19 protein-coding genes and 1 pseudogene are annotated in these 21,348 nt (G+C 67.2%); 10 read left to right on the plus strand and 10 right to left on the minus strand.

Translation table 11 applies throughout. The features are described from left to right. Positions 1-249: 249 nt before the first annotated feature. Positions 250-1,110 (minus strand): LysR substrate-binding domain-containing protein, encoded by an 861-nt coding sequence (locus BLR29_RS21185; protein WP_092139252.1) that lies wholly within the window; start codon positions 1,108-1,110, stop codon positions 250-252. Positions 1,111-1,237: 127 nt separating this feature from the next. Between BLR29_RS21185 and BLR29_RS21190 the strand changes: the two genes are divergently transcribed. Continuing rightward, entirely contained in the window at positions 1,238-1,861 is a 624-nt protein-coding gene (locus BLR29_RS21190) for a LysE family translocator (protein WP_092139253.1), read from the plus strand. Here the strand turns inward: BLR29_RS21190 and thpR are convergent. The 3 genes from thpR to BLR29_RS21205 are packed head-to-tail and all read right to left on the minus strand — an operon-like array spanning position 1,845 to position 4,476. Further along, on the minus strand, positions 1,845-2,399 hold the full coding sequence (gene thpR, locus BLR29_RS21195) for an RNA 2',3'-cyclic phosphodiesterase (RefSeq protein ID WP_092139255.1): 555 nt from the start codon (positions 2,397-2,399) through the stop codon (positions 1,845-1,847). The two genes, BLR29_RS21190 and thpR, sit on opposite strands and share 17 nt — an antisense overlap. 41 nt (positions 2,400-2,440) lie before the next feature. Continuing rightward, positions 2,441-2,977, minus strand: coding sequence for a methylated-DNA--[protein]-cysteine S-methyltransferase (locus tag BLR29_RS21200; RefSeq protein ID WP_092139257.1), 537 nt, complete (start codon positions 2,975-2,977; stop codon positions 2,441-2,443). After that, complete coding sequence (locus BLR29_RS21205) at positions 2,974-4,476, minus strand: DNA-3-methyladenine glycosylase 2 family protein (protein ID WP_092139657.1); 1,503 nt, start codon at positions 4,474-4,476, stop codon at positions 2,974-2,976. Before BLR29_RS21205 ends, BLR29_RS21200 begins: the two co-directional genes overlap by 4 nt. Positions 4,477-4,655: 179 nt before the next feature. Here BLR29_RS21205 and BLR29_RS21210 point away from each other — a divergent pair, with 179 nt between their 5' ends. Then, positions 4,656-7,490 carry a M16 family metallopeptidase gene (locus tag BLR29_RS21210; protein WP_092139259.1) on the plus strand — a complete coding sequence of 945 codons (2,835 nt, stop codon included), beginning with the start codon at positions 4,656-4,658 and terminating at the stop codon, positions 7,488-7,490. 182 nt (positions 7,491-7,672) lie between these two features. Further along, entirely contained in the window at positions 7,673-8,056 is a 384-nt protein-coding gene (locus tag BLR29_RS21215; RefSeq protein ID WP_092139261.1) for a PHA-granule associated protein 4, read from the plus strand. 113 nt (positions 8,057-8,169) lie between these two features. Here BLR29_RS21215 and BLR29_RS21220 read toward each other — a convergent pair whose 3' ends face one another. The 3 genes from BLR29_RS21220 to BLR29_RS21230 form a co-directional block, all read right to left on the minus strand. Continuing rightward, complete coding sequence (locus BLR29_RS21220) at positions 8,170-8,742, minus strand: hypothetical protein (protein WP_092139263.1); 573 nt, start codon at positions 8,740-8,742, stop codon at positions 8,170-8,172. Between the two features lie 145 nt (positions 8,743-8,887). After that, the gene (locus tag BLR29_RS21225; protein ID WP_092139265.1) at positions 8,888-10,045 is read right to left on the minus strand and encodes an acyl-CoA dehydrogenase family protein; all 1,158 of its coding nucleotides are present in this window, start codon (positions 10,043-10,045) and stop codon (positions 8,888-8,890) included. Between the two features lie 125 nt (positions 10,046-10,170). Continuing rightward, positions 10,171-10,485, minus strand: a complete 315-nt coding sequence (locus tag BLR29_RS21230) for a hypothetical protein (RefSeq protein ID WP_092139267.1) — start codon at positions 10,483-10,485, stop codon at positions 10,171-10,173. Between the two features lie 508 nt (positions 10,486-10,993). Here BLR29_RS21230 and BLR29_RS21235 point away from each other — a divergent pair. The 3 genes from BLR29_RS21235 to BLR29_RS21245 all read left to right on the plus strand — a co-directional run bounded on the left by BLR29_RS21235 (position 10,994) and on the right by BLR29_RS21245 (position 13,887). Continuing rightward, positions 10,994-12,322, plus strand: coding sequence for an MFS family transporter (locus BLR29_RS21235; RefSeq protein ID WP_092139269.1), 1,329 nt, complete (start codon positions 10,994-10,996; stop codon positions 12,320-12,322). Between the two features lie 113 nt (positions 12,323-12,435). Next, the gene (locus BLR29_RS21240; protein ID WP_092139271.1) at positions 12,436-13,383 is read left to right on the plus strand and encodes a LysR family transcriptional regulator; all 948 of its coding nucleotides are present in this window, start codon (positions 12,436-12,438) and stop codon (positions 13,381-13,383) included. Positions 13,384-13,413: 30 nt separating this feature from the next. Further along, positions 13,414-13,887 (plus strand): aminoacyl-tRNA deacylase, encoded by a 474-nt coding sequence (locus BLR29_RS21245; protein ID WP_092139273.1) that lies wholly within the window; start codon positions 13,414-13,416, stop codon positions 13,885-13,887. A 53-nt stretch (positions 13,888-13,940) separates the two neighbouring features. Here the strand turns inward: BLR29_RS21245 and eutC are convergent, their stop codons facing one another. Both eutC and BLR29_RS32910 read right to left on the minus strand, forming a co-directional pair. Next, positions 13,941-14,777, minus strand: coding sequence for an ethanolamine ammonia-lyase subunit EutC (eutC, locus tag BLR29_RS32905; protein ID WP_369804685.1), 837 nt, complete (start codon positions 14,775-14,777; stop codon positions 13,941-13,943). Then, a pseudogene (locus BLR29_RS32910) lies at positions 14,763-16,142 on the minus strand (ethanolamine ammonia-lyase subunit EutB); the annotation flags it as partial. The pseudogene BLR29_RS32910 and the gene eutC, both read right to left, overlap by 15 nt. 178 nt (positions 16,143-16,320) lie before the next feature. Here BLR29_RS32910 and BLR29_RS21255 point away from each other — a divergent pair. Continuing rightward, positions 16,321-17,409 carry an AI-2E family transporter gene (locus tag BLR29_RS21255; RefSeq protein WP_092139277.1) on the plus strand — a complete coding sequence of 363 codons (1,089 nt, stop codon included), beginning with the start codon at positions 16,321-16,323 and terminating at the stop codon, positions 17,407-17,409. Between the two features lie 117 nt (positions 17,410-17,526). On the opposite strand, the gene BLR29_RS21260 is transcribed toward BLR29_RS21255, so the two are convergent. Then, positions 17,527-18,240, minus strand: a complete 714-nt coding sequence (locus tag BLR29_RS21260; protein ID WP_092139279.1) for a FadR/GntR family transcriptional regulator — start codon at positions 18,238-18,240, stop codon at positions 17,527-17,529. 146 nt (positions 18,241-18,386) lie between these two features. Between BLR29_RS21260 and BLR29_RS21265 the strand changes: the two genes are divergently transcribed. The 3 genes from BLR29_RS21265 to BLR29_RS21275 are packed head-to-tail and all read left to right on the plus strand — an operon-like array spanning position 18,387 to position 21,312. Beyond that, entirely contained in the window at positions 18,387-19,160 is a 774-nt protein-coding gene (locus BLR29_RS21265; protein WP_092139281.1) for a (Fe-S)-binding protein, read from the plus strand. Further along, positions 19,157-19,870, plus strand: coding sequence for a LutC/YkgG family protein (locus BLR29_RS21270; RefSeq protein WP_092139283.1), 714 nt, complete (start codon positions 19,157-19,159; stop codon positions 19,868-19,870). Before BLR29_RS21265 ends, BLR29_RS21270 begins: the two co-directional genes overlap by 4 nt. Then, complete coding sequence (locus BLR29_RS21275; RefSeq protein WP_092139285.1) at positions 19,867-21,312, plus strand: LutB/LldF family L-lactate oxidation iron-sulfur protein; 1,446 nt, start codon at positions 19,867-19,869, stop codon at positions 21,310-21,312. Before BLR29_RS21270 ends, BLR29_RS21275 begins: the two co-directional genes overlap by 4 nt. Positions 21,313-21,348 lie beyond the last annotated feature (36 nt).

A 21,348-nucleotide genomic window follows, 5' to 3' on the forward strand; every position in this document is an offset into this window, starting at 1 on the left:
GGAATACGCTACGTCGAAAGGTGGTTGCGCCGCGCCTCGCCCGGGGGAAGCGACACAAAAAAGAGGCTGGCGGCGCCAGCGCCGCATGGTAAGCGCCGCCGCCGGGGTGGCGCAAGCACATGCCATGGCCTTCGGCAAAATACGACGTAACTTGAGCGACCGACTTCCGGGGGGTAGCGTCGGCATCGCTTTCCGCCTTGGCAATGACGTGGACCGCACCCGAGCGGACTGGCGGGCGGTTGTGCCCGGCTAGCCGGCCAGCGACGCCTGCGCCTGGGCGCGCAGCCAGTCGAACAAGGCGAGGCGACGCGGATCCGCATCGAACGGCACCGGCGACAACAGATGGTATGAGGAGCCGTCGGCCACAAACCCCATCGGCGCGGCCAGGCGGCCATCGGCGATTTCATCCGCCGCCATCAGCTGCGAAGCCATCGCCCAACCCAGGCCGGCCGCCGCAGCCTGCAGGCAAAGGTAGAAATGCTCGTACCACGCGTCGTCGCCGGCGGCAGGCGCGGCGCCCGTCGCACGCGCCCAGCGTTGCCACGCGTCGGGCCGCGTCCGTGTGTGGAGCCGCGTCGCGGTAGCGGGCGCCTCCCCGGCCCGGTCGGGCCGGCAGACCGGGCCGACGCGCTCGGGCGCCAGTTCACGCGCATGCCAGCCGGCATCGAACGCAAAGTCATTGCGCCGCAGCGCCACATCCACGCCGCTACGGGAGAAATCGATCGGACCGCCTGCGGCCATCAGGTGCAGCGGGATATCCGGGTGCGCCGCCGCAAAGCGTGGCAGTCGGGGAATCAGCCAGCGCATGGCAATCGTCGGCTCGCAGGACAGCACCAGCGCCGCCTGGGGCGCCGGCGCACGGATCTTCTCCGCTGCCGCGGCCAGCAGGTCCATTGACTGGGTCGCCGCCGCGTGCAAGGTGCGGCCGGCCTCGGTCAGGAAGACGGCGCGGTTGCGCCGCTCGAAGAGGGCGACGCCCAGCGTGTCCTCCAGCTGGCGGATCTGGCGGCTGACGGCACCGTGGGTCAGGTGGAGTTCGTCAGCCGCGCGCACGAAACTCTCGTGCCGCGCGGCGGCTTCGAAGAACCGGATCCAGCCCAGCCAGTGCATCGATTGCATGAATATAAGTCAGGTTTTCTCACCGATACCCGCGAGTATATATCGGTTGTCGTACCCATTTCTGCGAGCCAGAATGGCGCCGATTCCTTGCTCGTTCCTTTATGAAAACTGACTGGAAATGACCCCACCTGCCGAACTGCTGGCCGTCGCCACCGTTACCCTTCTCGCCGTCATCAGCCCCGGGCCGGACTTCGCCATGGTCACCCGCAACAGCTACCTGTCTGGCCGCCGCACAGGCCTGGCCTGTGCGCTGGGCATCGCCCTGGGCGTGCAGGTCCACGTCTTCTATACGATGTTCGGCGTCTCGGTGCTGATGCGGCACGCCCACGGGCTGCTGACCGTGGTCAAGCTGCTGGGCGCCGCCTACCTGATATGGATCGGCATCCAGACGCTGCGCAACCGCACCCGGCTGACCGTGGATACCCGCGCGGCACCGGTCATGTCCGGTTTGGCCGCGCTGCGGATGGGATTCCTGACCAATGCGCTCAATCCCAAGACCACGCTGTTCGTGGTGAGTACCTACACGCAGGTGGTCAACGTTCACACGCCACTGACGGTGCAGTTCGGCTACGGGCTGTTCATGTCGCTGGCGCACTGGGCGTGGTTCAGCCTGGTGGCGTGGTGCTTCGGCGCCGCCGCGTTGCGCGCGGCGATGCTGCGGCGCCAGGGCCTGCTCGACAAGACGATCGGCTCGGCCCTGTGCGGGCTGGGCGTGGCGCTCGGCTTCAGCAACCTCGGTTGAGCGCCGCCATCGGATAAACGGCGCGCTGCACGTGGCGCGCACCCTGCTGGTTCAGAAAACTCTCAAAGAGGACGAAGCGCTCGACGCGCCACGGCGGCGTCGACAGATCGCGACAGGCCGCCAGCCAGTCGCGCAGCACCCCTTCCGGCACGGTGGTCCGGCACCGCGCGACGGTCAGGTGGGGCCGAAACTGGCGCCGCTCCGGAGCGATGCCGACGGTGGCGAGGCGGCACTGGATGTCATCGAAAAACGTGGCCAGCGCGGGGTCGGCTGCCAGTCCCGCCCACAGGATCGCGCCCTGGCGGCCACGAAAGCGGCCTGCGCCCTGCAACGCCATCGACATCGCGGGCGCAGGCACCTCGCGCAGGGCGGCGTCGATCCGCGCGGCAGCATCCTCGTCCTGATCGCCGAGGAAGCGCAATGTCAGGTGCAACTGCCCGGGCGGCACCGGGCGGATGCCGCGATGCGCTGGCAGCGTGCGCAACAAGGTCTCCGCCACCCTGACGGGTGTCTCGATGGCGATGAAGAGCCTTGCCACGCTGCTCTCGTGCCGTTGTCGTGCCGTTGTCGTCCAACAGGTCAGCCGAACGCCAGCATGGCCTGCCGGACGACCGGCAACGCGTGCGCGCTGGCCACGCCTTCCAGTTTCAGCAGCGCGCGCTTGCGATCCACACCCCCGGCATAGCCGGTCAGGTCCCCCGACGCGCCCAACACGCGATGACACGGCACGATGACCGACAACGGATTGCGGCCCACTGCGCCCCCGACGGCGCGCGCATGGCCCGACGGCAGGCCCAGCCGGGCCGCGAGTTGCCCATACGTCGTGGTATCGCCAAATTCAATCGCGCATAAGGCCTGCCATATGTCTTGCTGGAACGCGCTGCCGCCAAAGCGGATCGGCACCGTGAATGCCTGCAGACTCCCGGCGAAGTACGCATCCATTTCCTCGGCCGCCTGCTTGAACAAGCGCGTATCGGCAGCCGGTGCAGCCGGCAGTTGGCGGACATCCCCCGGGTAGTACTTCTGGCCCACGAAAAACAGCCCCGTCAGCGCGCCGTCCTGACCGCGCAGCAAGATGTCGCCCAGCGGGCTGTCGATGATCTGGTAGCTGGTCATGCCGCTTGCTCCTCGACCTGGCCGCCCGGCACGCGCAGCGCATCGTGGCGATACCAGAGGTGAATGGCCGCATAGGCGCGCCACGGCGCCCACTGCGCCGTCCTGGCGTTCATCGCGCGAACGGTGCTGACGTCGAGCACCTTGCGCAAGACATAGTCGGTCGCCGGAAAGGCATCGGGCCAGCCCAATGCGCGCATGGCGATGTACTGCGCGGTCCAGTCGCCAATGCCGTCGATGGCACGCAACTGCGCCACGGTGCCTTCGGGCGGCGCAAGCGGATCGAGCTGGATCTCGCGCGCCGCCACACGCGCCGCCAGCCCGCGGATCGCGCGAATCTTGCCCGCCGGCACGCCGGCTTCGCGATATGAATCGTCCGATAAATCCGCCAGGGCCCGCGCGGTGGGAAACGCATGCGTGAGCGGTGCCAGCCCCTCCGGGCAGGCCAGGCCGGAGAGCGCCGCCTCGGGCAGCGGCTCCCCCGCGATCCGCACAAGCCGCGCGAGGATGCGTCGCGCGTGCACGACCGAAATCAGCTGCCCGATGATCGCGCGCACGGCGATCTCGAAGCCATCGAACGTCCCCGGCAGGCGCATGCCCGGAACCGGCGCGGCGAGGTCGCCCAGGTGCCGGTCGACGACGTCGGGACGGCAACCGAGATCGCATAGCCGCCGCACCTTGCCCAGCGCCTGCGGAATCACGTGAGCCAGCGTGCCGGACAGCGTCACGCGCAGCACCGTGCGCCTGGGGACGTGCTCCAGCCGTACCCAGCCGATGTGGCGTTGGCCACCGGCATCCATCGCCAGCGTGCGCGTGCAGGTCTCGCCGTGCACCTGTTCGATGCCGTCCACGGCGCGAGTGCCAAGGAACACCAGCAACGCCGCCCACGCCAGCGGTGGCCGGTAGCCGAGCTCGAATACGAGCCGGTCCGCCATGCCATCCGCCGCGCGCTTGCGCATCGCCAGCGGCGTGAGGCCATAGCGTTCCTTCAGGACATCGTTGAAGCGCCGAACGCTGCCGAATCCGGCGGCCAGCGCCACCTCCGACACGGGCAGCGTGGTGTCGGTCAGCAGGCGCTTGGCCAGCAGCAGCCGCTGTGTCTGCGCATATTCCAGCACCGTGACGCCGAACTGCGCGTCGAACAGGCGCCGCAGATGCCGCTCCGTCACGCCGATGCGCGCGGCCAGCTGCGCCACGCCGGCCTCGGCCATGAAGCCTTCGTCGATCAGGGTGGCCGCGGCCTGCGCCAGCCGCCCGGAAATATCGGCCAGGCCGTGACCGGGCGCCAGTTCCGGCCGGCAACGCAGGCAGGGGCGGAAGCCATGCTTTTCCGCAGCCGCGGCGGTCTCGTAGAACGTGCAATTCTCACGCTTGGGCGTGCGCACCGCGCAGACCGGCCGGCAGTAGACGCCCGTGGACGACACCCCGACGAAAAAGCGCCCGTCGAAGCGTCGGTCGTGGGAGGCGATGGCCTTGTAGCAAGTGTCTGGATCGAGGTTCATGCCGTGCATCGTAGCGCTTCGCACGATAAAAAATACGCTGGATTCGGACATTCTCCTCCACCCGCCCGGCCTGGCGGGTGTCCCCGGATCTGAAAGTGCGGTGGGACCTGTTTGGGCGGCCCCCGGTGCGGATAGAATCGCCACAGCAGCGGCCGAATCCGGCTGCTCACGGAGACCTCATGCGCCGTCTAGTTGCCAGCATCATGCTGGCCGCCTCGTTTTTCCTCACGCTGCCGGTGCTGGCCGCCCGGCCCGCCACGCCTGTACTCGCGGCAGCGCCAATCGCCCCCGCGACGCGCGTGACGTCCGTGGAAGGCATCACCGAATACCGGCTGGCCAACGGCCTGCGCATCCTGCTGGCGCCCGACGATGCGCAGCCGACCACGACCGTCAACATGACGTACCTCGTCGGCAGCCGTCATGAGAACTACGGCGAGACCGGCATGGCGCACCTGCTGGAGCACCTGCTGTTCAAGGGCACACCGCGCCTGCCGGGAAAGACGATCGTCACGGAATTCGCGCGGCGCGGCATGCAGTACAACGGCACCACGTCGCAGGACAGGACCAATTTCTTCGAGACATTCTCGGGCAGCGAAGACAACCTCGACTGGGCGCTGAACATGGAAGCGGACCGCATGGTCAACAGCTTCGTGGCGCGCGCCGACCTCGACAGCGAGATGACGGTCGTGCGCAACGAGATGGAGATCGGCGAGAACAATCCGATGCGCATGCTGCTGCAGCAGATGTCCGCGGCGGCGTATCGCTGGCACAACTACGCCAAGGCGCCGATCGGCGCGCGCAGCGACGTGGAGCAGGTCGGCATCGAGAACCTGCAGGCGTTCTACCGGCGCTATTACCAGCCTGACAACGCGGTGCTGGTGGTGACCGGGCAATTCGATCCGGCGCGGACGCTGGTGCGCATCGAGCAGGCCTTCGGGCCCATCGCGCGCCCGACGCGCGTGCTGCCGCCCGAGCACACCGTGGAGCCGCCGCAGGAAGGCTCGCGTGACCTGACGCTGACGCGGCCCGGCGACAGCAGTATCGTCGCCGTGCAGTATCACGTCGGGCCGGGGGCGCATCCCGACAGCACGGCACTGGCGCTGCTGTCGATCATCCTGTCCGACACGCCGGGCGGGCGACTGGAGCGTGCGCTCGTCGACACGCACAAGGCGGCCTGGCAGTCCGGCATGCTCAACGCGATGCGGGACCCGGGCGTGATCGTCTTCGCGGCGGGCACCAGCAAGGATCGCTCGATCGACGCCGTGCGCGCCGCGCTGCTGGCCGAGGTGGAAGGCCTGGCCAGCCGGCCGGCCACCGAGGACGAACTGGAGCGCGCGCGCGTCCGTATACGCAACTCCTACGAGAAAATTCTCAACGATCCGACGCGCTATGGGGTCGCGTTGTCGGAGGCCATCGCCAAGGGTGACTGGCGACTGTTGTTCATCGCCCGCGACCGCGTGGAAACCACCACGTTGCAAGACGTGCAGCGTGTGGCCGAGAACTACCTCCGCCCGGCCAACCGCACGGTGGGCCAGTTCCTGCCGGGCGACAAGCCCCAGCTTGCAAACATTCCCGCGATGCCGGACGTGACCGCACTGGTGCGCGACTACGCAGGCAAGCCGGCCGCCCGGCCCGTCGCCACATTCGACACGAGCCCGGCCAATATCGACGCGTACACCGTCCGGCAAACGCTGCCCAACGGGATGCAGCTGGCGCTGCTGCCCAAGCCCACGCGCGGAGAATCCGTCAATGGCACCCTGATCCTGCGCTTCGGCAACACGCAGGCGCTGCAAGGCAAATCCTCCGTTGGGAGCCTGACGGGCGGCATGCTGGAACGTGGCGCGGGCGCATTCAGCCGCCAGCAGATTGCCGATCGCCTGGAGGTGTTGAAGGCCAATGTCTCGATTTCCGGCAGCTCCGAACGACTCACGGTGCGCTTTGAAACGCGTCGCGCCTATTTGCCTGACCTGATGGCATTGCTGCGTACCGTGCTGCGCATGCCGACATTCCCGGCCGGCGAATTCGAAACGCTGCGCGCCGGCAGCATCGCCGGCATCGAAAGCCAGCAGCGCCAGCCCAATGCGCTGGCGCCCAACGCGCTGGGCCGCCATGGCAACCCCTACTCCGCCGAGGATCCCCGCTACACGCCGACCTTCGACGAGAGCCTGGCCGAGCTGAAGGCGGTGTCCGCCGCCGACGTGCGTGATTTCCAAGCGCGCTTCTATGGGGCCGAGCACGCGCAGTTGGCCATCGTCGGCGACTTCGATGCCGACGACGCCGCCCGTCAGGCCGCACTCCTGTTTGGCGACTGGCGAGCGCAGGTGCCGTTCGAGCGCGTGGACCGCCCCTTCATCGACATTCCGGCCGCCAACTTTACGCTGGACACGCCGGGCAAGGCCAACGCGGTCTACCTGGCTTCCCAACCAATCGACCTCGTCAGCGATTCACCCGACTACCCGTTACTGCTCATTGCCAACCGCGTGCTGGGTGGCACCGGCATGCGCAGTCGTTTAGCGGACCGGCTGCGGCAACAGGAGGGCATCAGCTACGGGGTATCCAGCTCGATGACCGTCGGCGCGCTGGACCGCGCGGGCCGTTTCGGACTGTGGGCAGTCTATGCGCCCCAGAACCAGGCGCGCCTGCGCCGGGCCGTCGATGAGGAGATGGCGCGCTTCGTGCGCGATGGCGTCTCCGCCAGCGAACTGTCCGAGGCGGTCAGCGGCCTGCTGCAGCAAGGTCTGGTCAGCCGGACCCGCGACGGGGCGCTGGCCGGCACGCTCGCCAACCAGCTCTACCTGGGCCGGACCATGGCCCATATTGCGGAGATCGAGGAACGGATCCGCACGGCCACACCATCGGCGGTCAACGATGCCATCCGGCGATACCTGCGGCCTGCTGGACTGTCCCAGGTGTACGCAGGCGACTTCAACGCCACCGGAGGCGCCACGACGGTGCCCGCTGGCGCGGCGGGGCCGTCGGCGGCAATCGCTCCGGCGGAGGTATCAAAGCCTTAGGAAGCTGGTATAAGGGAGGAACGCGAATTTAAGGCGAGACCGGCCTTGGGCGGAGCACGCGATGCTTCCGCCAGCACGTCCGGCGGAGCCATCGGGCGCCCCGGCCTACCCCGTCAGTGTCCTTGTGACGGGTCGGCAATCACTGTATATTCGTACAGTATTCGTTGAGACAAGAGGTGTGGATGTCAATCGTGCGAGCTGGCAGCAAGGCGGAAGCGCTTCGGCTTCTGGCCTCGGAGCAGGTGCTGGCGCTTGAGCTGGATTACGAGACCGGATGGCAGGATGCCGTGGAACTCGGTCGGCTCGGAGAAAAGCGCGGAATCAAGGTGCAGTATCGCGGACAGGAAAGCATCGCCGTCCGTTCCCGCGAAGCCCTGATCGAAGGGCTTTGCAAACCCAAGACAACGTTCCGGCAGCGCAATCTGTACTGCCAGTTCGATCTCGGCACGTTGGCCGATCACGAGTTGCTGGATCTGGAAGCCAAGGCGAGTCGCCTGGGCGACTACATCCTCGCGGGTCATCTGCTGCGCGACGTCGACGGCATCTGGCCCCAACCCGCATCGTAGCGACGCGGGGCAATCAGGCTGCGCTGCGCGCTGACGGAACGGGGCCAATCGACTGGGCTGGCCCCAGTCGATCAGTTGGCGCAGGCGACCTCGACAGCTTTAGAGGTTGACGATTACTGCCATATGCGCGTCGCGCCGGCCCAGCGGGCTGCCGCGGAGGCGTGCATCACGGTGCATTCCGCCTCAGAGACGGGCGCCTTCGTTTCTTGTCCGGTTTGGATCGCGGTCCGGCACAGCACCGCCGTGACCAGCGTCTTGATATGCCCGCGCTCGGTGCCCGCCAGCGCGGCCAGATGCGCATGGCCGTCCAGCACGATCAGGCTGTCGCCGGCCTGCGGGCGCAGTTCCAGCGCGTACAGATGGTCGCATTCGCACTGCATGCGTCCACCGGAGACCGCCACGACGATCGCATTAGGCAAAGCCAGGCCGCTCTCGCGCACGGTGTCGCGCAGACGGTCCAGGTGCGCCTGCGCCCGATAGTCGCGCGCCGAATGGGCCGGCTCGGGCCCATTGGACAGCAGCATCAGCTCGTCGGGCGACACCACCAGCGTGTAGGCCTGCAGTGCCGCGCGATACGTCGCCACCACGGCGCGTAGCCGGTGCGTGGTGCGCGACTTGTCCGGGGACGACGACTGCGGCCCCGTTGTGGCCAGCCCCGCCGGGGCCGCTACCTGGAACTTGCTCATCCTTCCTCCCTCATGCGCCATGCGCGAGTAGCGCATGCAAACGCCGGCTCAGTCCGCTATCTCAGTCCGCTATCTCGGTTCGCGAGCTCTCGGATGGCGATCCGTCAGTCCGCCATCCGAGCCCAGCCATCCTCGAATCGCTACCTCAATCGCGCAGCAGTTGCTTGGCGATGATCAACTGCTGGATCTGCGTCGTGCCTTCATACAGGCGCAGCAGGCGCACGTCGCGATAGAAACGCTCGGCCTTGTATTCGGCGATGTAGCCGGCGCCGCCGTGAATCTGCACGGCCCGGTCGGCCACGCGGCCTACCATCTCGGTACAGAACATCTTGGTGCAGGACGCCAGCATGCTGACCTCGGGGTCGCTCTTGCCGGCCGGCTTGGCGTCGTAGCGCTGCGCGCAATCGCGCACCATCGACAGGCCCGCGTACAGCTCGGCCTGGCTGTCGGCCAGCATGCCCTGGATCAGCTGGAAGTCGCCGATGGGCTGGCCGAACTGCTTGCGCTCCTTTGCATACGCGACGGCGTCCGTGATCAGCCGATGCGCCATGCCGCAGGCCAGCGCCGAGATATGCAGGCGGCCGCGGTCCAGCACCTTCATGGCCGTCTTGAAGCCCACGCCGGGTACGCCGCCGATGATGTTGGCGGCCGGCACGCGCACGTTTTCCAGCACCACGTCACAGGTCTTGGTGCCGCGCTGGCCCATCTTCTTGTCCGGCTTGCCCAGCGAAATGCCCGGGGTGTCCGCCGGCACGATGAACGACGAGATGCCCGATGCGCCGGGGCCGCCCGTACGCGCCATCAGCGTGAAGGCGCCCGCGCGCGGGGCGTTGGTGATGAAGCGCTTGGTGCCGTTGATCACATAGTGGTCGCCGTCGAGTTCCGCGCGGGTCTGCAGCGATGCGGCGTCGGAGCCAGCGTTCGGCTCGGTCAGGGCGAACGAGATGACCAGCTCGCCGCTAGCGATCTTCGGCAAGTAGGTCTGCTTCTGCTCCTCGGTGCCGTCCATCAGGATGCCCTGCGAGCCAATACCCACGTTGGTGCCAAACACCGAGCGGAACGCAAATGCGGTGTGGCCGAGGTCATAGACCACATCGCATTCCTGCGACATCGACAGACCGATGCCACCGTAGTTCTCAGGAATGGAGATGCCGAACAGGCCCATTTCCTTCATGTCGGCAACGATGTCGGCCGGCACGTCGTCCAGCTCCTCCAGCGTGTCTTCGGCCGGCTTCAGGCGTTCGTCGATGAAACGCTGCACCGAGGCGCGCAGCAGGGAAAACGATTCGGCGTCGAGGGCCATGGGAGTCTCCGTTCAAGTCCAGCACAACACAATGTGCCGCCATGGTACGCCGGCCACGAGTTTTGACAATCCACGGTAGCTTGAACAGAATGGATAATCAGATTTGACAATCCATCGCGAGGGCGTTACTCGTCACATTTCTTGCGAGCGAGGGATTCGCGCGTGTAGCCATGGCTGACGCGCAGTTGGTGCTCCGCGGCGTCGGCCTGATCGAGACACGCGAATACCAGATCATCACGCACCTTTTGCGAGACACCCTTCAGCCGAGGTGCCTCATAGGAAATGCGCCGCGCGCGGCAGCGCAGGAACAGCAGCGTCTCCTCGGACGCCGCCCGCAGTTGTACCTGGTCCATGCGCTGGCACTCCACGAGGTTGGGCTGGGCCCAGGCCATGAGAGGTGACAGCAGCAGAAGACTCAGCAGATAGCGCGACACGGACATCGACAAGGCTTTTGAAAGGTACGAGGTTCATCATTCGCTCTGCATCATTGCCCAGTGCCGTGCGTCAGGCAAGCCAGCCATACGAACGGCATGAACAGGACGCGATGCGCGCCCGAGCAACGGTGAACACCGTTTGCAAACGCCGTTAGCAGACGGTATTTGCAGACGCCGTTAGCGAACCCCGCCCGCGCAGCCTCCCGAATCCGTCCCGCACCTCTCCCGACTGACCCCGGCATATGCCCCGCGCATCCCATGTGTCTATCGTGAAAACACTGTCCACAAGACGGGACAATTCCCTGCCAGCCCAATGCTGGCAAGACCTGCCCCGATCGATGCCCTGGCGACGTGCCGCGTCCGGGTGGGCAGTGCGGGGCTTCCCGGGTACGCTAGCCGGGCACCCGGGTCCGGTGTACGACGCCCGCCTGGCACCTCCCGCCAGCCCCGCCCGCCCACCAGCGCCCGAGCCCTTTCCAGGCGGCGCCCGCGCCGCCAAGATCAAGAAGGTCCCATGACAGATATCGCCCCAACCGCCACCCCCTCCGTGGCCCCTCCCTCCGCAGCACCCTCCCCCGAGGAAACCAGGAAGCGCGTCTTCGCCATCGTCGCCGCGTCGTCCGGCAATCTGGTCGAATGGTTCGACTTCTACGTCTATGCGTTCTGCGCCATCTACTTCGCGCCGTCGTTCTTCCCGAAATCCGACCCCACCGCGCAGCTGCTGAACACTGCAGGCGTGTTTGCCGCCGGTTTCCTGATGCGGCCGATCGGCGGCTGGCTGTTTGGCCGCATCGCGGACCGCAACGGGCGCAAGAACTCGATGGTGATCTCCGTGATCATGATGTGCTTCGGCTCGCTGATGATCGCGTGCCTGCCGACCTATGCCACCATCGGCAACCTGGCCCCGGCGCTGCTCCTGCTGGCGCGCCTGCTGCAAGGCCTGTCGGTCGGCGGCGAATACGGCACCACGGCCACCTATATGAGCGAGGTGGCGCTCAAGGGACGTCGCGGGTTCTTCTCGTCGTTCCAGTACGTCACGCTGATCGGCGGCCAGTTGCTGGCCGTGCTGGTGGTGGTGGTCCTGCAGCAATTGCTCGACGAGGCAGAACTGAAGGCCTGGGGCTGGCGCATCCCGTTCGTGGTGGGTGCCATCACGGCGGTCGTCGCGCTGCTGCTGCGCCGCACGCTGCATGAAACCTCCACGGCCCAGACCCGCAACAGCAAGGAAGCCGGCAGCGTGGCCGAATTGTTCCGCAACCACAAGGCCGCGTTTTTCACGGTGCTGGGCTATACGGCCGGCGGTTCGCTGATCTTCTATACGTTCACCACGTACATGCAGAAGTACCTGGTCAACTCGGCCGGCATGTCGATCAAGACGGCCAGCTATGTGATGACGGGTTGCCTGTTCCTGTACATGTGCATGCAGCCGGTGTTTGGCGCGTTGTCCGACCGCATTGGCCGCCGCAACAACATGCTGCTGTTCGGCGCGCTGGGCGCCCTGATCACGGTGCCGGTCCTGACCGCGCTCCAGAGTGTGACGAGCCCCGAGCTGGCGTTCGTGCTGATCGCCATCGCGCTGGCCGTGGTCAGCTTCTACACCTCCATCAGCGGCATCGTAAAGGCGGAAATGTTCCCGCCGGAAGTGCGCGCGCTGGGCGTGGGCCTGGCCTATGCGGTGGCCAACGCCATCTTCGGCGGGTCCGCCGAGTATGTGGCGCTGGGCCTGAAGTCCGTCGGCCATGAAAGCACGTTCTACTGGTATGTCACGGCGATGATGGTGCTGGCCTTCTTCGTCAGCCTGCGTCTGCCGCGCCAGGCCAAGTACCTGCATCACGAGCACTGATCCGCCGGATCGGTCGAATGCCTGGGCGCCACGGCGCCCGTGGCACACTAAGGGGCCCTCGGGCCCCTTTTTTGTTACGCGCCGCCGAGACCGGCGCGCCCTTCGCCTCCGCCATGGACCTCAACGCCCTGCGACTGTTCGTCGACATCGTCGATGCCGGCAACCTCAGCGCCGCCGCCCGCAAGCTCAAGATGACGCGCGCCAACGTCAGCTACCACCTGAAGGCGCTGGAGGAAGAACTTGGCGTGCAGTTGCTGCGGCGGACCACCCGCCATGTGGAGCCCACACCCGTGGGTGCCGGCCTGTACGAACACGGCCGCAACATCCTCGGCGAAGTGGCCGCCGCCAACGCGCTGATCAGCAACATGGGCAAGAGCCTGCAGGGGCATGTGCGGTTGTCGGTGCCCACCGGGCTGGGCCACGCGCTGCTGTCGCCGCTGCTGGTGCAGTTCAAGCAGCGCTACCCGGACATCACTCTGGACGTGGTCTTCGACAATCGCATCCACAACCTCGTCTCCGAGGACGTGGAGGTGGCGTTGCGCATCATTTCCACGCCGCCCGACTCGGTGGTTGCCACCGAGATCGGCGAGGTCGACTGGGTAGTCTGCGCCGCGCCGTCGTACCTGGCGGGCAAGGTGGCGCCCACGGTACTGGGGGACCTGACCGCGCACGCCATCGTCTGTGCGTCGCCGATCGGCCAGAAGCTGAAGGCCTCCGGCACGCGCGCCGGGGGAGGCGACACGCGGGAACAAGTGGTGCTGGCGCCCACGCTGAGCTCCGAGAACTTTGCCTTCCTGAAGGACGCCGTGGTCAGCGGCCTGGGCATCGGCATCTTCCCGCTCTACGCCATCGGGCCGGAACTCGAGCAAGGCGCGCTGCAGCCGTTGCTGGGCGACTACCGCATCAGCGTGTTCGGCAGCAAGCTCTATATGCTGACCATGCCCAACCGCTACCAGACCATGGCCACCCGCTACCTGCTGACGTTCCTGAAAGCCGAGCTGCAGGCAATCTGGCCTCGCGTGCGGGCCGCCAGAGCCTATAGTGAGAACACCAAGGACTAACCGCGCGTGCTGGCGCGGAGGAAGGCGATCATGGCAATGGCAGGCACCCTGGCTGGCAGACTTAGCCGCATGAACAGCCAGTTCGACATCATTCGTCACCCGTACAGCCTAAGCAGCATGGCCACTGCTCAGGCCGCCCATGTACCAGGAAACCGTCTGGCCAAAACCCTGTTGCTGGAGGATGCGGACGGCTACGTGGCCGCTGTGATCCCTTCGAGCCATCACTTGCAGATGGCTGCCATCTGCGAAAAGACCGGCCGCAAGCTGGTGCTGGCGCATGAGGACGAAATCCGCGAAGTGTTCAAGGATTGCGACCTCGGTGCCATTCCGCCGTGTGCCATGTCGTATGGCATGCAGACCTTCGTGGATGAAAGCCTGCTTGAGGAACCCGAAGTGTGGTTCGAGGCCGGTGACCACCAGGAACTGGTGCATATGAGCCGCGACCAGTTCATGACCCTGATGGCCGATGCCGAACGCGGACATTTTTCGCATCGCATGATGTAGTCGACACGTGTCCTCGCGACACCCTGTGCGGCCGGCCCTCGGGCCGGCCGCAGTCATTCACGCGGCAGCGCGGGCGCAACGTCCTCGCTATCGTCCTTCAGGTCCACCCCCGATCGCCCCAGCGCCACCGCGCCACGCAGCAGGAACACCAGCCGGTCCGCCGCCTGGGCATAGGGCAGCCCTTCCGGCCGCACGTTCGAGATGCAATTGCGCTGCGCATCGGTCCGACCCGGGTGCGGATCGTAGGTCAGGTAGATGCCGAGACTGTCGGGCGAGCTGAGTCCCGGCCGCTCCCCGATCAGCATCACCACCTGGCGCGCGCCAAGCCGCTCGCCGATGTCATCGCCCAACGCCACGCGCGATTGCCGCGCGATGACCACCGGCCCCACCTGCCACGCATGCAGCCGCGCCAGCACGGCGCGCAGCAACGGCACGCCGTGACGCTGCGCGGCCAGCGCGGAAAGCCCGTCCGCGATGACGAAGACCACATCCGGACGGTGACCGGCCGCGGCTGACCGGGCCTCGTCCAGCCGGCTGCGACTGTCGGCGTCCAGCTGACGTCCAAGGTCCGGGCGGCGCAGGTAGTGATCGCGATCTGGCGCGGCGCTATGGACATGCAGCACCGTCAGGTCATCGTCGCGCAGATCCGCTTCCAGCGCGCCGGCGTCGAGCGGCAAATGCACGGCATCGCGCGCCTGCGCATGCGCCAGACCGAAAGCGAGCACGGACTCGGTCTTCTGCGCGTGACCGGCGCGGCCCAGTGCAATGCGCGCGCGTGTGTACTGTCGCAACTGCGCCCAGGGGTCAGGGGAGGGAGACGCGGGAGGCACGCGAGGCGATGCGGGAGGCTTCGGCATGTTGGGGGTCCCGGTATCAAGTGACCGCGCCATGTCGAGGAGCGGCTGGCGCGCGGCTGGCTCCAGCAGGCGGCCCGACGGGTCGAGGATCCCCATCCGCTGCAACCACGCCTCGAACTCGGGCGCCGGACGCACGCCGAGGACTTCCCGCAGATACAAGGCATCGTGGAACGAGGTGCTCTGGTAGTTCAGCATGATGTCGTCCGCGCCGGGCACGCCCATGATGAAGTTGATGCCAGCCACGCCGAACAGCGTGAGCAGCGTATCCATGTCGTCCTGGTCCGCCTCGGCGTGATTGGTGTAGCAGACGTCGCACCCCATCGGCACACCCAGCAGCTTGCCGCAGAAGTGGTCTTCCAGCCCGGCGCGGATGATCTGCTTGCCGTCGTAAAGATATTCGGGGCCGATAAAGCCGACGACCGTATTCACCAGCAGTGGCTCGAACACGCGCGCCACGCCGTACGCGCGCGCCTCCATCGTCTGCTGATCCACGCCGTGATGCGCGTTGGCGGACAGCGCGCTGCCCTGCCCGGTCTCGAAGTACATCACGTTGTGGCCCACCGTTCCCCGGTTCAGCGCCAGCGCCGCCTGCCGCGCCTCGCCAAGCAGCGCCAGCGAAATGCCGAAGGCCTCGTTGGCACGCTGGCTGCCGGCCACCGACTGGAACACGAGGTCGACCGGCGCGCCCAGCTCGATCGCACGCAGCGTGTTGGTGACGTGCGTGAGCACGCACGACTGCGTCGGCACGTCATAACGCGCGCGCACATCATCGATCAGCTTCAGCAGCGTGACGATGGCGCCAAGATTGTCGCTGGCCGGGTTGACACCAATCGTCGCGTCGCCGCAGCCATACAGCAGGCCGTCGATGATGGATGCCGCGATGCCGCGCGGGTCGTCGGTCGGATGATTGGGCTGCAGGCGTACCGCCAGCCTGCCAGCGAGGCCGATGGTGCCGCGAAAGCGGGTCACCACCCGGCACTTGCGCGCCACGGCCACCAGGTCCTGGTTGCGCATGAGCTTGCTGACGGCGGCGGCCATCTCCGGCGTGATGCCGGGCGCCACGCGCGCCAGCACGGCCTCGTCGGTCTCATGACGCAGCAGCCAGTTGCGGAAGTCGCCCACCGTCAGCGCGGCAATCGCGGAGAAAGCCTGCGCGTCGTGCCCATCGACGATCAGGCGCGTGACCTCGTCGTCCTCATAGGGGATCAGGGCTTCCGAGAGAAAATGGGTCAGCGGCACGTCGGCCAGCGCCATCCGCGCCGCCATGCGCTCCTCCTCGCTCGCCGCGGCGATGCCGGCCAGCGCATCGCCCGATCTCGCCGGGCTGGCCTTGGCCAGCAGCGTGCGCAGGTCCGCGAAGACATGCCGGCTGGCGCCGACGGTGCAGGTGAAGGCCATGTCGTACGGGCTCCTGTGGGGATTTTCGCGCTGCCTGTCCATCAATATAGCGACCGGAAATGCAAGTTTCACGCCCGCGCCGCATGTCTGGTCATCCTGACTTGCCATTGTCGGGCGCCGCACCGACAATCGAACGCCAACCCTTTCAACGACAACGCTCACGCGCAACATCCAAGCCATGCCGCAGGTGGAACAAGAACGTACGACAGGCCGCCCCCAGGCCGGTGGTGCCACGCCGGATACCGCCCCCTCCAACCGCCGCCTGACGCCGGCCAGCTGGTTCAGCGTCACCGCGGCGTCCTACGCGCTGACGGGCGCGGCCTTGCTGCTGGTGATGCAGGCCAACCTCGTTCCGGCACTGCTGGCCGGCCTGTTGCTCTATTCGCTGGTGGATGTCCTGGCGCCGCGCCTCACGCGCCTGCACCCGCGGCACGACGCGCTGGCCGTGGCCATCCTTTCGGCCATCATCCTGCTGGCCCTGACCGGCGGCATCTGGGCGCTGGTACGCTTTATCAGCGGCGACGGCAACACACTGGAGCGCCTGCTGGACCATGCCGCGGACATCATCGACCAGTCCCGCAGCCAGATGCCGGGCTGGCTGAGCGATTACCTGCCCAACGGCGTCGAGGAACTGGCCACGGCGCTGATCGCGGCGATGCGCGAGCACGCCCAGATGGCACAGAAGCTCGGCACGGACATCCTGCGTGCCCTGCTCCATATCCTGATCGGGCTGGTGATCGGCGCGATGGTGGCGCTGTACCGGGCGGTATCGCGCCCCAACCGGCGGCCGCTGGCCGCGGCGTTGGTGGCGCGCGCCCGCACACTGCAGACGGCGTTCTCGCAGTTCATCTTCGCGCAGATCCAGATCTCCTCGATCAACACGGCCCTGACGGCCATCTACCTGCTGGTGGTCCTGCCGCTGTTCCAACAGCACCTGCCGCTGTCCAAGACGCTGGTGGCAATCACCTTCATCGCGGGGCTGCTGCCGGTGCTGGGCAACCTGATCTCCAACACCGCCATCGTGGTGGCGTCGCTGGCGGTGTCGCTACCCATCGCGGTCGTGTCGCTGCTCTACCTCGTGATCATCCACAAGTTCGAGTATTTCCTGAACGCGCGCATCATCGGCGCGCGTATACAAGCTGCCGCGTGGGAACTGCTGACGGTGATGCTGGTGATGGAGACGCTCTACGGTATACCCGGCGTGATCGCGGGGCCCATCATCTACGCGTACGTGAAGCGCGAACTGAGCACCGCCGAGCTCGTGTGAGCGCGACGCGCCCCTTGCGACGCGATTGCAAGGCGCTTTGTTAACTTGTTGAATCCATTGATCTTAGGTACGCAGCAACTGGTACGACCAATGCTGCGTCGTGGGCCACGTATCCGCCTATTCGCTGTCTTGCTCCACGCGGCTGCGTACAAAATCAATGTGGGTCTGCATGGCCGTGCGCGCCTCTTCCGGCCGCCGCGCCAGGATCGCCTCGCACAGCGTCCGGTGCTGGAGCAGCAGCAGGCCTGACGCCTCCTCATCCGCCTCGCGCAGACCCGTGCCATTGATCGTGATGTGCTCGCGCAGCATGCCGATGACGCTGGTATGCAGGTGCAGGAACATCGTGTTGTGCAATGCCTGCGCGATGGCGTCGTGCAACCGGGCATCGGCATCGGCCTCGCCGGCCTTGTCGTCCGCCAGCCGCGCGCGATCCAGTTCCTTCATCAGCCCACGTATACGACGCAGGTCGGACGCGTCCGCGCGCAGCGCCGCGAAGTACGCGGTAGCCCCCTCCAGCACGCGGCGAAACTCGAGGATGTCGTCGCGCAACGCCGGGTGATCGGCCACGAGCTGGCCCCACGGCGATGCGATACCGGTACGCAGCTGGTCGGTGACGTATACCCCCGCACCGCGCCGGCTCTGCAGCAAGCCGCGCGCCGCCAGGCGCTGGATGGCCTCGCGGATAGTGTTGCGCGCCACGCCGTACTGCTCCGCCAGCGCACGTTCGGCCGGCAGCCGCGCGCCAACCGGCCACGTGCCATCCAGCAGCGCGGTCTCCATCTTGCGCATGATGCCTTCCACCCGGTTGCGCGCTGCATTGCCTGACGCCATGGTCACCCCCTGTTCCAGACGCCCGGTGGTCCAACCAATTTGTATTCCGGTGCGAGAGCCGGAATTATGCCCCCAAAAATGTCGCAGAGGCCGTGCCAGCAGGCGCGGCCCGGTGCGCACCGCGCGCCGTCATCCGGAGGCAGACAATGCAACCCAGGCAGTACCCCACCGCCCCGACACAGGTCTACCTGTTCGGCACCTGTCTCGTCGACCTGTTCGTCCCGCAGGCCGGCCTTGACGCCGTCCGGCTGCTCGAGCGCGAAGGCCTGACCGTGCACTTCCCGCGCGGCCAGAGCTGTTGCGGCCAGCCCGCCTACAGCAGCGGCAATCCGGAGCAGGCCCGCACCGTGGCGCGCGCCCAGCTGGACCTGTTCCGCGAACCGTGGCCGATCATCGTGCCGTCCGGCTCGTGCGCGGGCATGATGCGCCACCACTGGCCCGCCCTGTTCGCCGACGATCCCGACGCCGCGGCCCGGGCCACCGAACTGGCCGGCCGCGTCTACGAGCTTGCCGAATTCCTCCTGAATGTGATGCACGTGCGCTTTGACGATGTGCTGGCCGGCGCGCCGCACGAGCGCGTGGTGCTGCACACGTCGTGCGCCGCCCGTCGAGAAATGGGTACGCGGGCGCACGGCGTGGCACTGGTGGACGCTCTGCCGGGGGTGACCCGGGTGGAGCACGAACGCGAATCCGAATGCTGCGGCTTTGGCGGTACGTTCTCGCTCAAGCACGCCGATATTTCCGGCGCGATGGTGCGCGACAAGGTGGCCTCCGCGTGCGCCACGGGTTGCGACCGGCTGGTTTCCGCCGATTGCGGCTGCCTGCTGAACATCGGCCACGCCGCCGCGCATGCGGGCGCGTCGCTGCCCGTGGAGCACCTGGCGTCCTTCCTGTGGCGCCGTACCGGAGGTGCCGAATGAGCACGATGACCGCACGTGACCGCATGCTCGGCCGGCTGCGCGCCGCCGTGCCGACCTCCGGTGCCTCGCTCGCCGCCGACACCGCCGCGCTCGACCACCGCATCGACATCCACTTCGACAGCCGCCGTGGCAGCCCACCCGACATCGCCGCGATGGTGGCGTCGATGCAGGCCGCGCTCACCGCCTCCCACGCCGAGGTGTGGTGCACCGATGCCGCCACCTGGCCGGCGCTGATCGCGGACCGGCTGGCCGCCGAAGGCGTGCGCCGGCTGCTGCTGGATCGCAATCGTCCCGAAGGGGCGGCGCTGGCCGCCGCGCTGCCCGCAAGCGTCGCCATGGTGGGCTTTGATCGCCCCCTCGAAACCTGGAAGGCCGAATTGTTCGATACCGTCGATGCCGGCTTCACGGTGGCGCGCTCCGGCCTGGCGGCCACCGGCACGCTGGTGCTGGCGCCGGACAGGGGCTCGCCGCGCACGATGTCCCTGGTGCCGCCAACGCACATCGCCCTGGTCCATGCCCGGACACTGCACCCCGACCTGCACAGCGCCGCACGCGCGGAACGCTGGAGAGACGGCATGCCTACCAACCTCGTGATGGTGTCGGGCCCCTCCAAAACTTCTGACATCCAGCAAACGCTGGCCTACGGCGCACATGGTCCGCGCCGCCTGTGGGTCGTGATCGTGACCGACACCGGAGACGCCGCGCAATGAGCCAGCAGACCCTGCATTTCGTCCCGACCGAGGACTTTCGCGCGCGCGCTCGCGCGGCGCTGGACGATCCCAAGTTGCGCAAGAGCTTTCGCGGTGCGATGGATTTCCTCCAGCAGAAACGTGCGGTCCAGTTTCCGGACGGCGACGAGCTGGAGCACCTGCGCGACCTCGGCGAAGCGGCCCGCCAGCATGCACTGGCCAACCTGCCGGACCTGCTGGTGCAGCTCGAGGCGCGCCTCACCGCGGCCGGCGTGCACGTGCACTGGGCGGAGACCGCCGACGAGGCCAACGCGGTCATCCACGGCATCGCGCAGGCCCATGCCGCGACGCGGGTCATCAAGGGTAAGTCGATGGCCAGCGAGGAAATGGAGCTGAACCATTACCTCGCGGCGCGCGGCGTGGACTGCATCGAATCGGACATGGGCGAATACATCGTCCAGCTGGCCGGGGAGAAGCCGTCCCATATCGTGATGCCCGCCATCCACAAGACCAAGGCCGACATCGGCGCGCTGTTCGAGGCGCACATCCCCGACACGACGTACACGGAAGATGTCGACAGCCTGATCCAGACTGGCCGCCGGGCGCTGCGGCAGGCGTTCGTGGACGCCGACATCGGGCTCTCCGGCGTGAACTTCGCGGCGGCCGACACGGGCACGCTGTGGCTCGTGGAAAACGAGGGCAACGGGCGACTTTCCACCACGGTGCCGGACGTGCACATCGCGGTGATGGGCATGGAAAAGGTGGTGGCAAAGCTGTCGCACATCGTGCCGCTTTCCAGCCTGCTGACGCGCTCCGCCACGGGCCAGGCCATCACCACCTACTTCAACCTGATCTCCGGACCGCGCAAGGGCGACGAGCAAGACGGTCCGCGCGAAGTGCACCTGGTGCTGCTCGACAACGGCCGCAGTCAGGCCTATGCCGACGAGCAGCTGCGCGCCACGTTGCAGTGCATCCGCTGCGGCGCGTGCATGAACCACTGCCCGGTCTACACGCGCATCGGCGGCCACGCCTACGGCACGACCTACCCGGGGCCGATCGGCAAGATCATCTCGCCGCATCTGCTGGGGCTCGACGCCACCGCGGACCTCGCCACGGCCTCTAGCCTGTGCGGTGCGTGTGGCGAAGTCTGCCCGGTACGCATCCCCATCCCGCAACTGCTGGTGCGCCTGCGTACCGAGGCCAATCGCGATCCCGATGAAGCCGTGCCGCATCCCCTGAAGGGGCAGGGCGCGAAGTTCAGCCGGCGCGAGCACCTGGTCTGGCGTTTCTGGAGCGGCGCATTCGCGCATCCGGCGACGTACCGGCTGTTCCGCTGGGCTGCCACGCGCCTGCGTGCGCTGACGCCATCGCGGCAGATGGGCTGGACGCAACACCGCAAGCCGCTGACCCCCGCGCCGAAAAGCCTGACGGATCTGCTGAACGCGCGCGGGCAGCCGGAATAGCGCCACGGCACATCGCCGACGACAACAACTATTCAA

The organism is Cupriavidus sp. YR651 (assembly GCF_900101625.1).
In the GTDB taxonomy this organism is placed as follows: domain Bacteria; phylum Pseudomonadota; class Gammaproteobacteria; order Burkholderiales; family Burkholderiaceae; genus Cupriavidus.

Excerpts from the sequence above, each read along its gene's own strand:
- BLR29_RS21185 (WP_092139252.1), bottom strand. The coding sequence starts at position 1,110 with ATGCACTGGCTGGGCTGGATCCGGTTCTTCGAAGCCGCCGCGCGGCAC.
- BLR29_RS21190 (WP_092139253.1), top strand. The coding sequence starts at position 1,238 with ATGACCCCACCTGCCGAACTGCTGGCCGTCGCCACCGTTACCCTTCTC.
- BLR29_RS21200 (WP_092139257.1), bottom strand. The coding sequence starts at position 2,977 with ATGACCAGCTACCAGATCATCGACAGCCCGCTGGGCGACATCTTGCTG.
- BLR29_RS21205 (WP_092139657.1), bottom strand. The coding sequence starts at position 4,476 with ATGAACCTCGATCCAGACACTTGCTACAAGGCCATCGCCTCCCACGAC.
- BLR29_RS21210 (WP_092139259.1), top strand. The coding sequence starts at position 4,656 with ATGCGCCGTCTAGTTGCCAGCATCATGCTGGCCGCCTCGTTTTTCCTC.
- BLR29_RS21215 (WP_092139261.1), top strand. The coding sequence starts at position 7,673 with ATGTCAATCGTGCGAGCTGGCAGCAAGGCGGAAGCGCTTCGGCTTCTG.
- BLR29_RS21220 (WP_092139263.1), bottom strand. The coding sequence starts at position 8,742 with ATGAGCAAGTTCCAGGTAGCGGCCCCGGCGGGGCTGGCCACAACGGGG.
- BLR29_RS21225 (WP_092139265.1), bottom strand. The coding sequence starts at position 10,045 with ATGGCCCTCGACGCCGAATCGTTTTCCCTGCTGCGCGCCTCGGTGCAG.
- BLR29_RS21230 (WP_092139267.1), bottom strand. The coding sequence starts at position 10,485 with ATGTCCGTGTCGCGCTATCTGCTGAGTCTTCTGCTGCTGTCACCTCTC.
- BLR29_RS21235 (WP_092139269.1), top strand. The coding sequence starts at position 10,994 with ATGACAGATATCGCCCCAACCGCCACCCCCTCCGTGGCCCCTCCCTCC.
- BLR29_RS21240 (WP_092139271.1), top strand. The coding sequence starts at position 12,436 with ATGGACCTCAACGCCCTGCGACTGTTCGTCGACATCGTCGATGCCGGC.
- BLR29_RS21245 (WP_092139273.1), top strand. The coding sequence starts at position 13,414 with ATGGCAATGGCAGGCACCCTGGCTGGCAGACTTAGCCGCATGAACAGC.
- eutC (WP_369804685.1), bottom strand. The coding sequence starts at position 14,777 with ATGGCGCGGTCACTTGATACCGGGACCCCCAACATGCCGAAGCCTCCC.
- BLR29_RS21255 (WP_092139277.1), top strand. The coding sequence starts at position 16,321 with ATGCCGCAGGTGGAACAAGAACGTACGACAGGCCGCCCCCAGGCCGGT.
- BLR29_RS21260 (WP_092139279.1), bottom strand. The coding sequence starts at position 18,240 with ATGGCGTCAGGCAATGCAGCGCGCAACCGGGTGGAAGGCATCATGCGC.
- BLR29_RS21265 (WP_092139281.1), top strand. The coding sequence starts at position 18,387 with ATGCAACCCAGGCAGTACCCCACCGCCCCGACACAGGTCTACCTGTTC.
- BLR29_RS21270 (WP_092139283.1), top strand. The coding sequence starts at position 19,157 with ATGAGCACGATGACCGCACGTGACCGCATGCTCGGCCGGCTGCGCGCC.
- BLR29_RS21275 (WP_092139285.1), top strand. The coding sequence starts at position 19,867 with ATGAGCCAGCAGACCCTGCATTTCGTCCCGACCGAGGACTTTCGCGCG.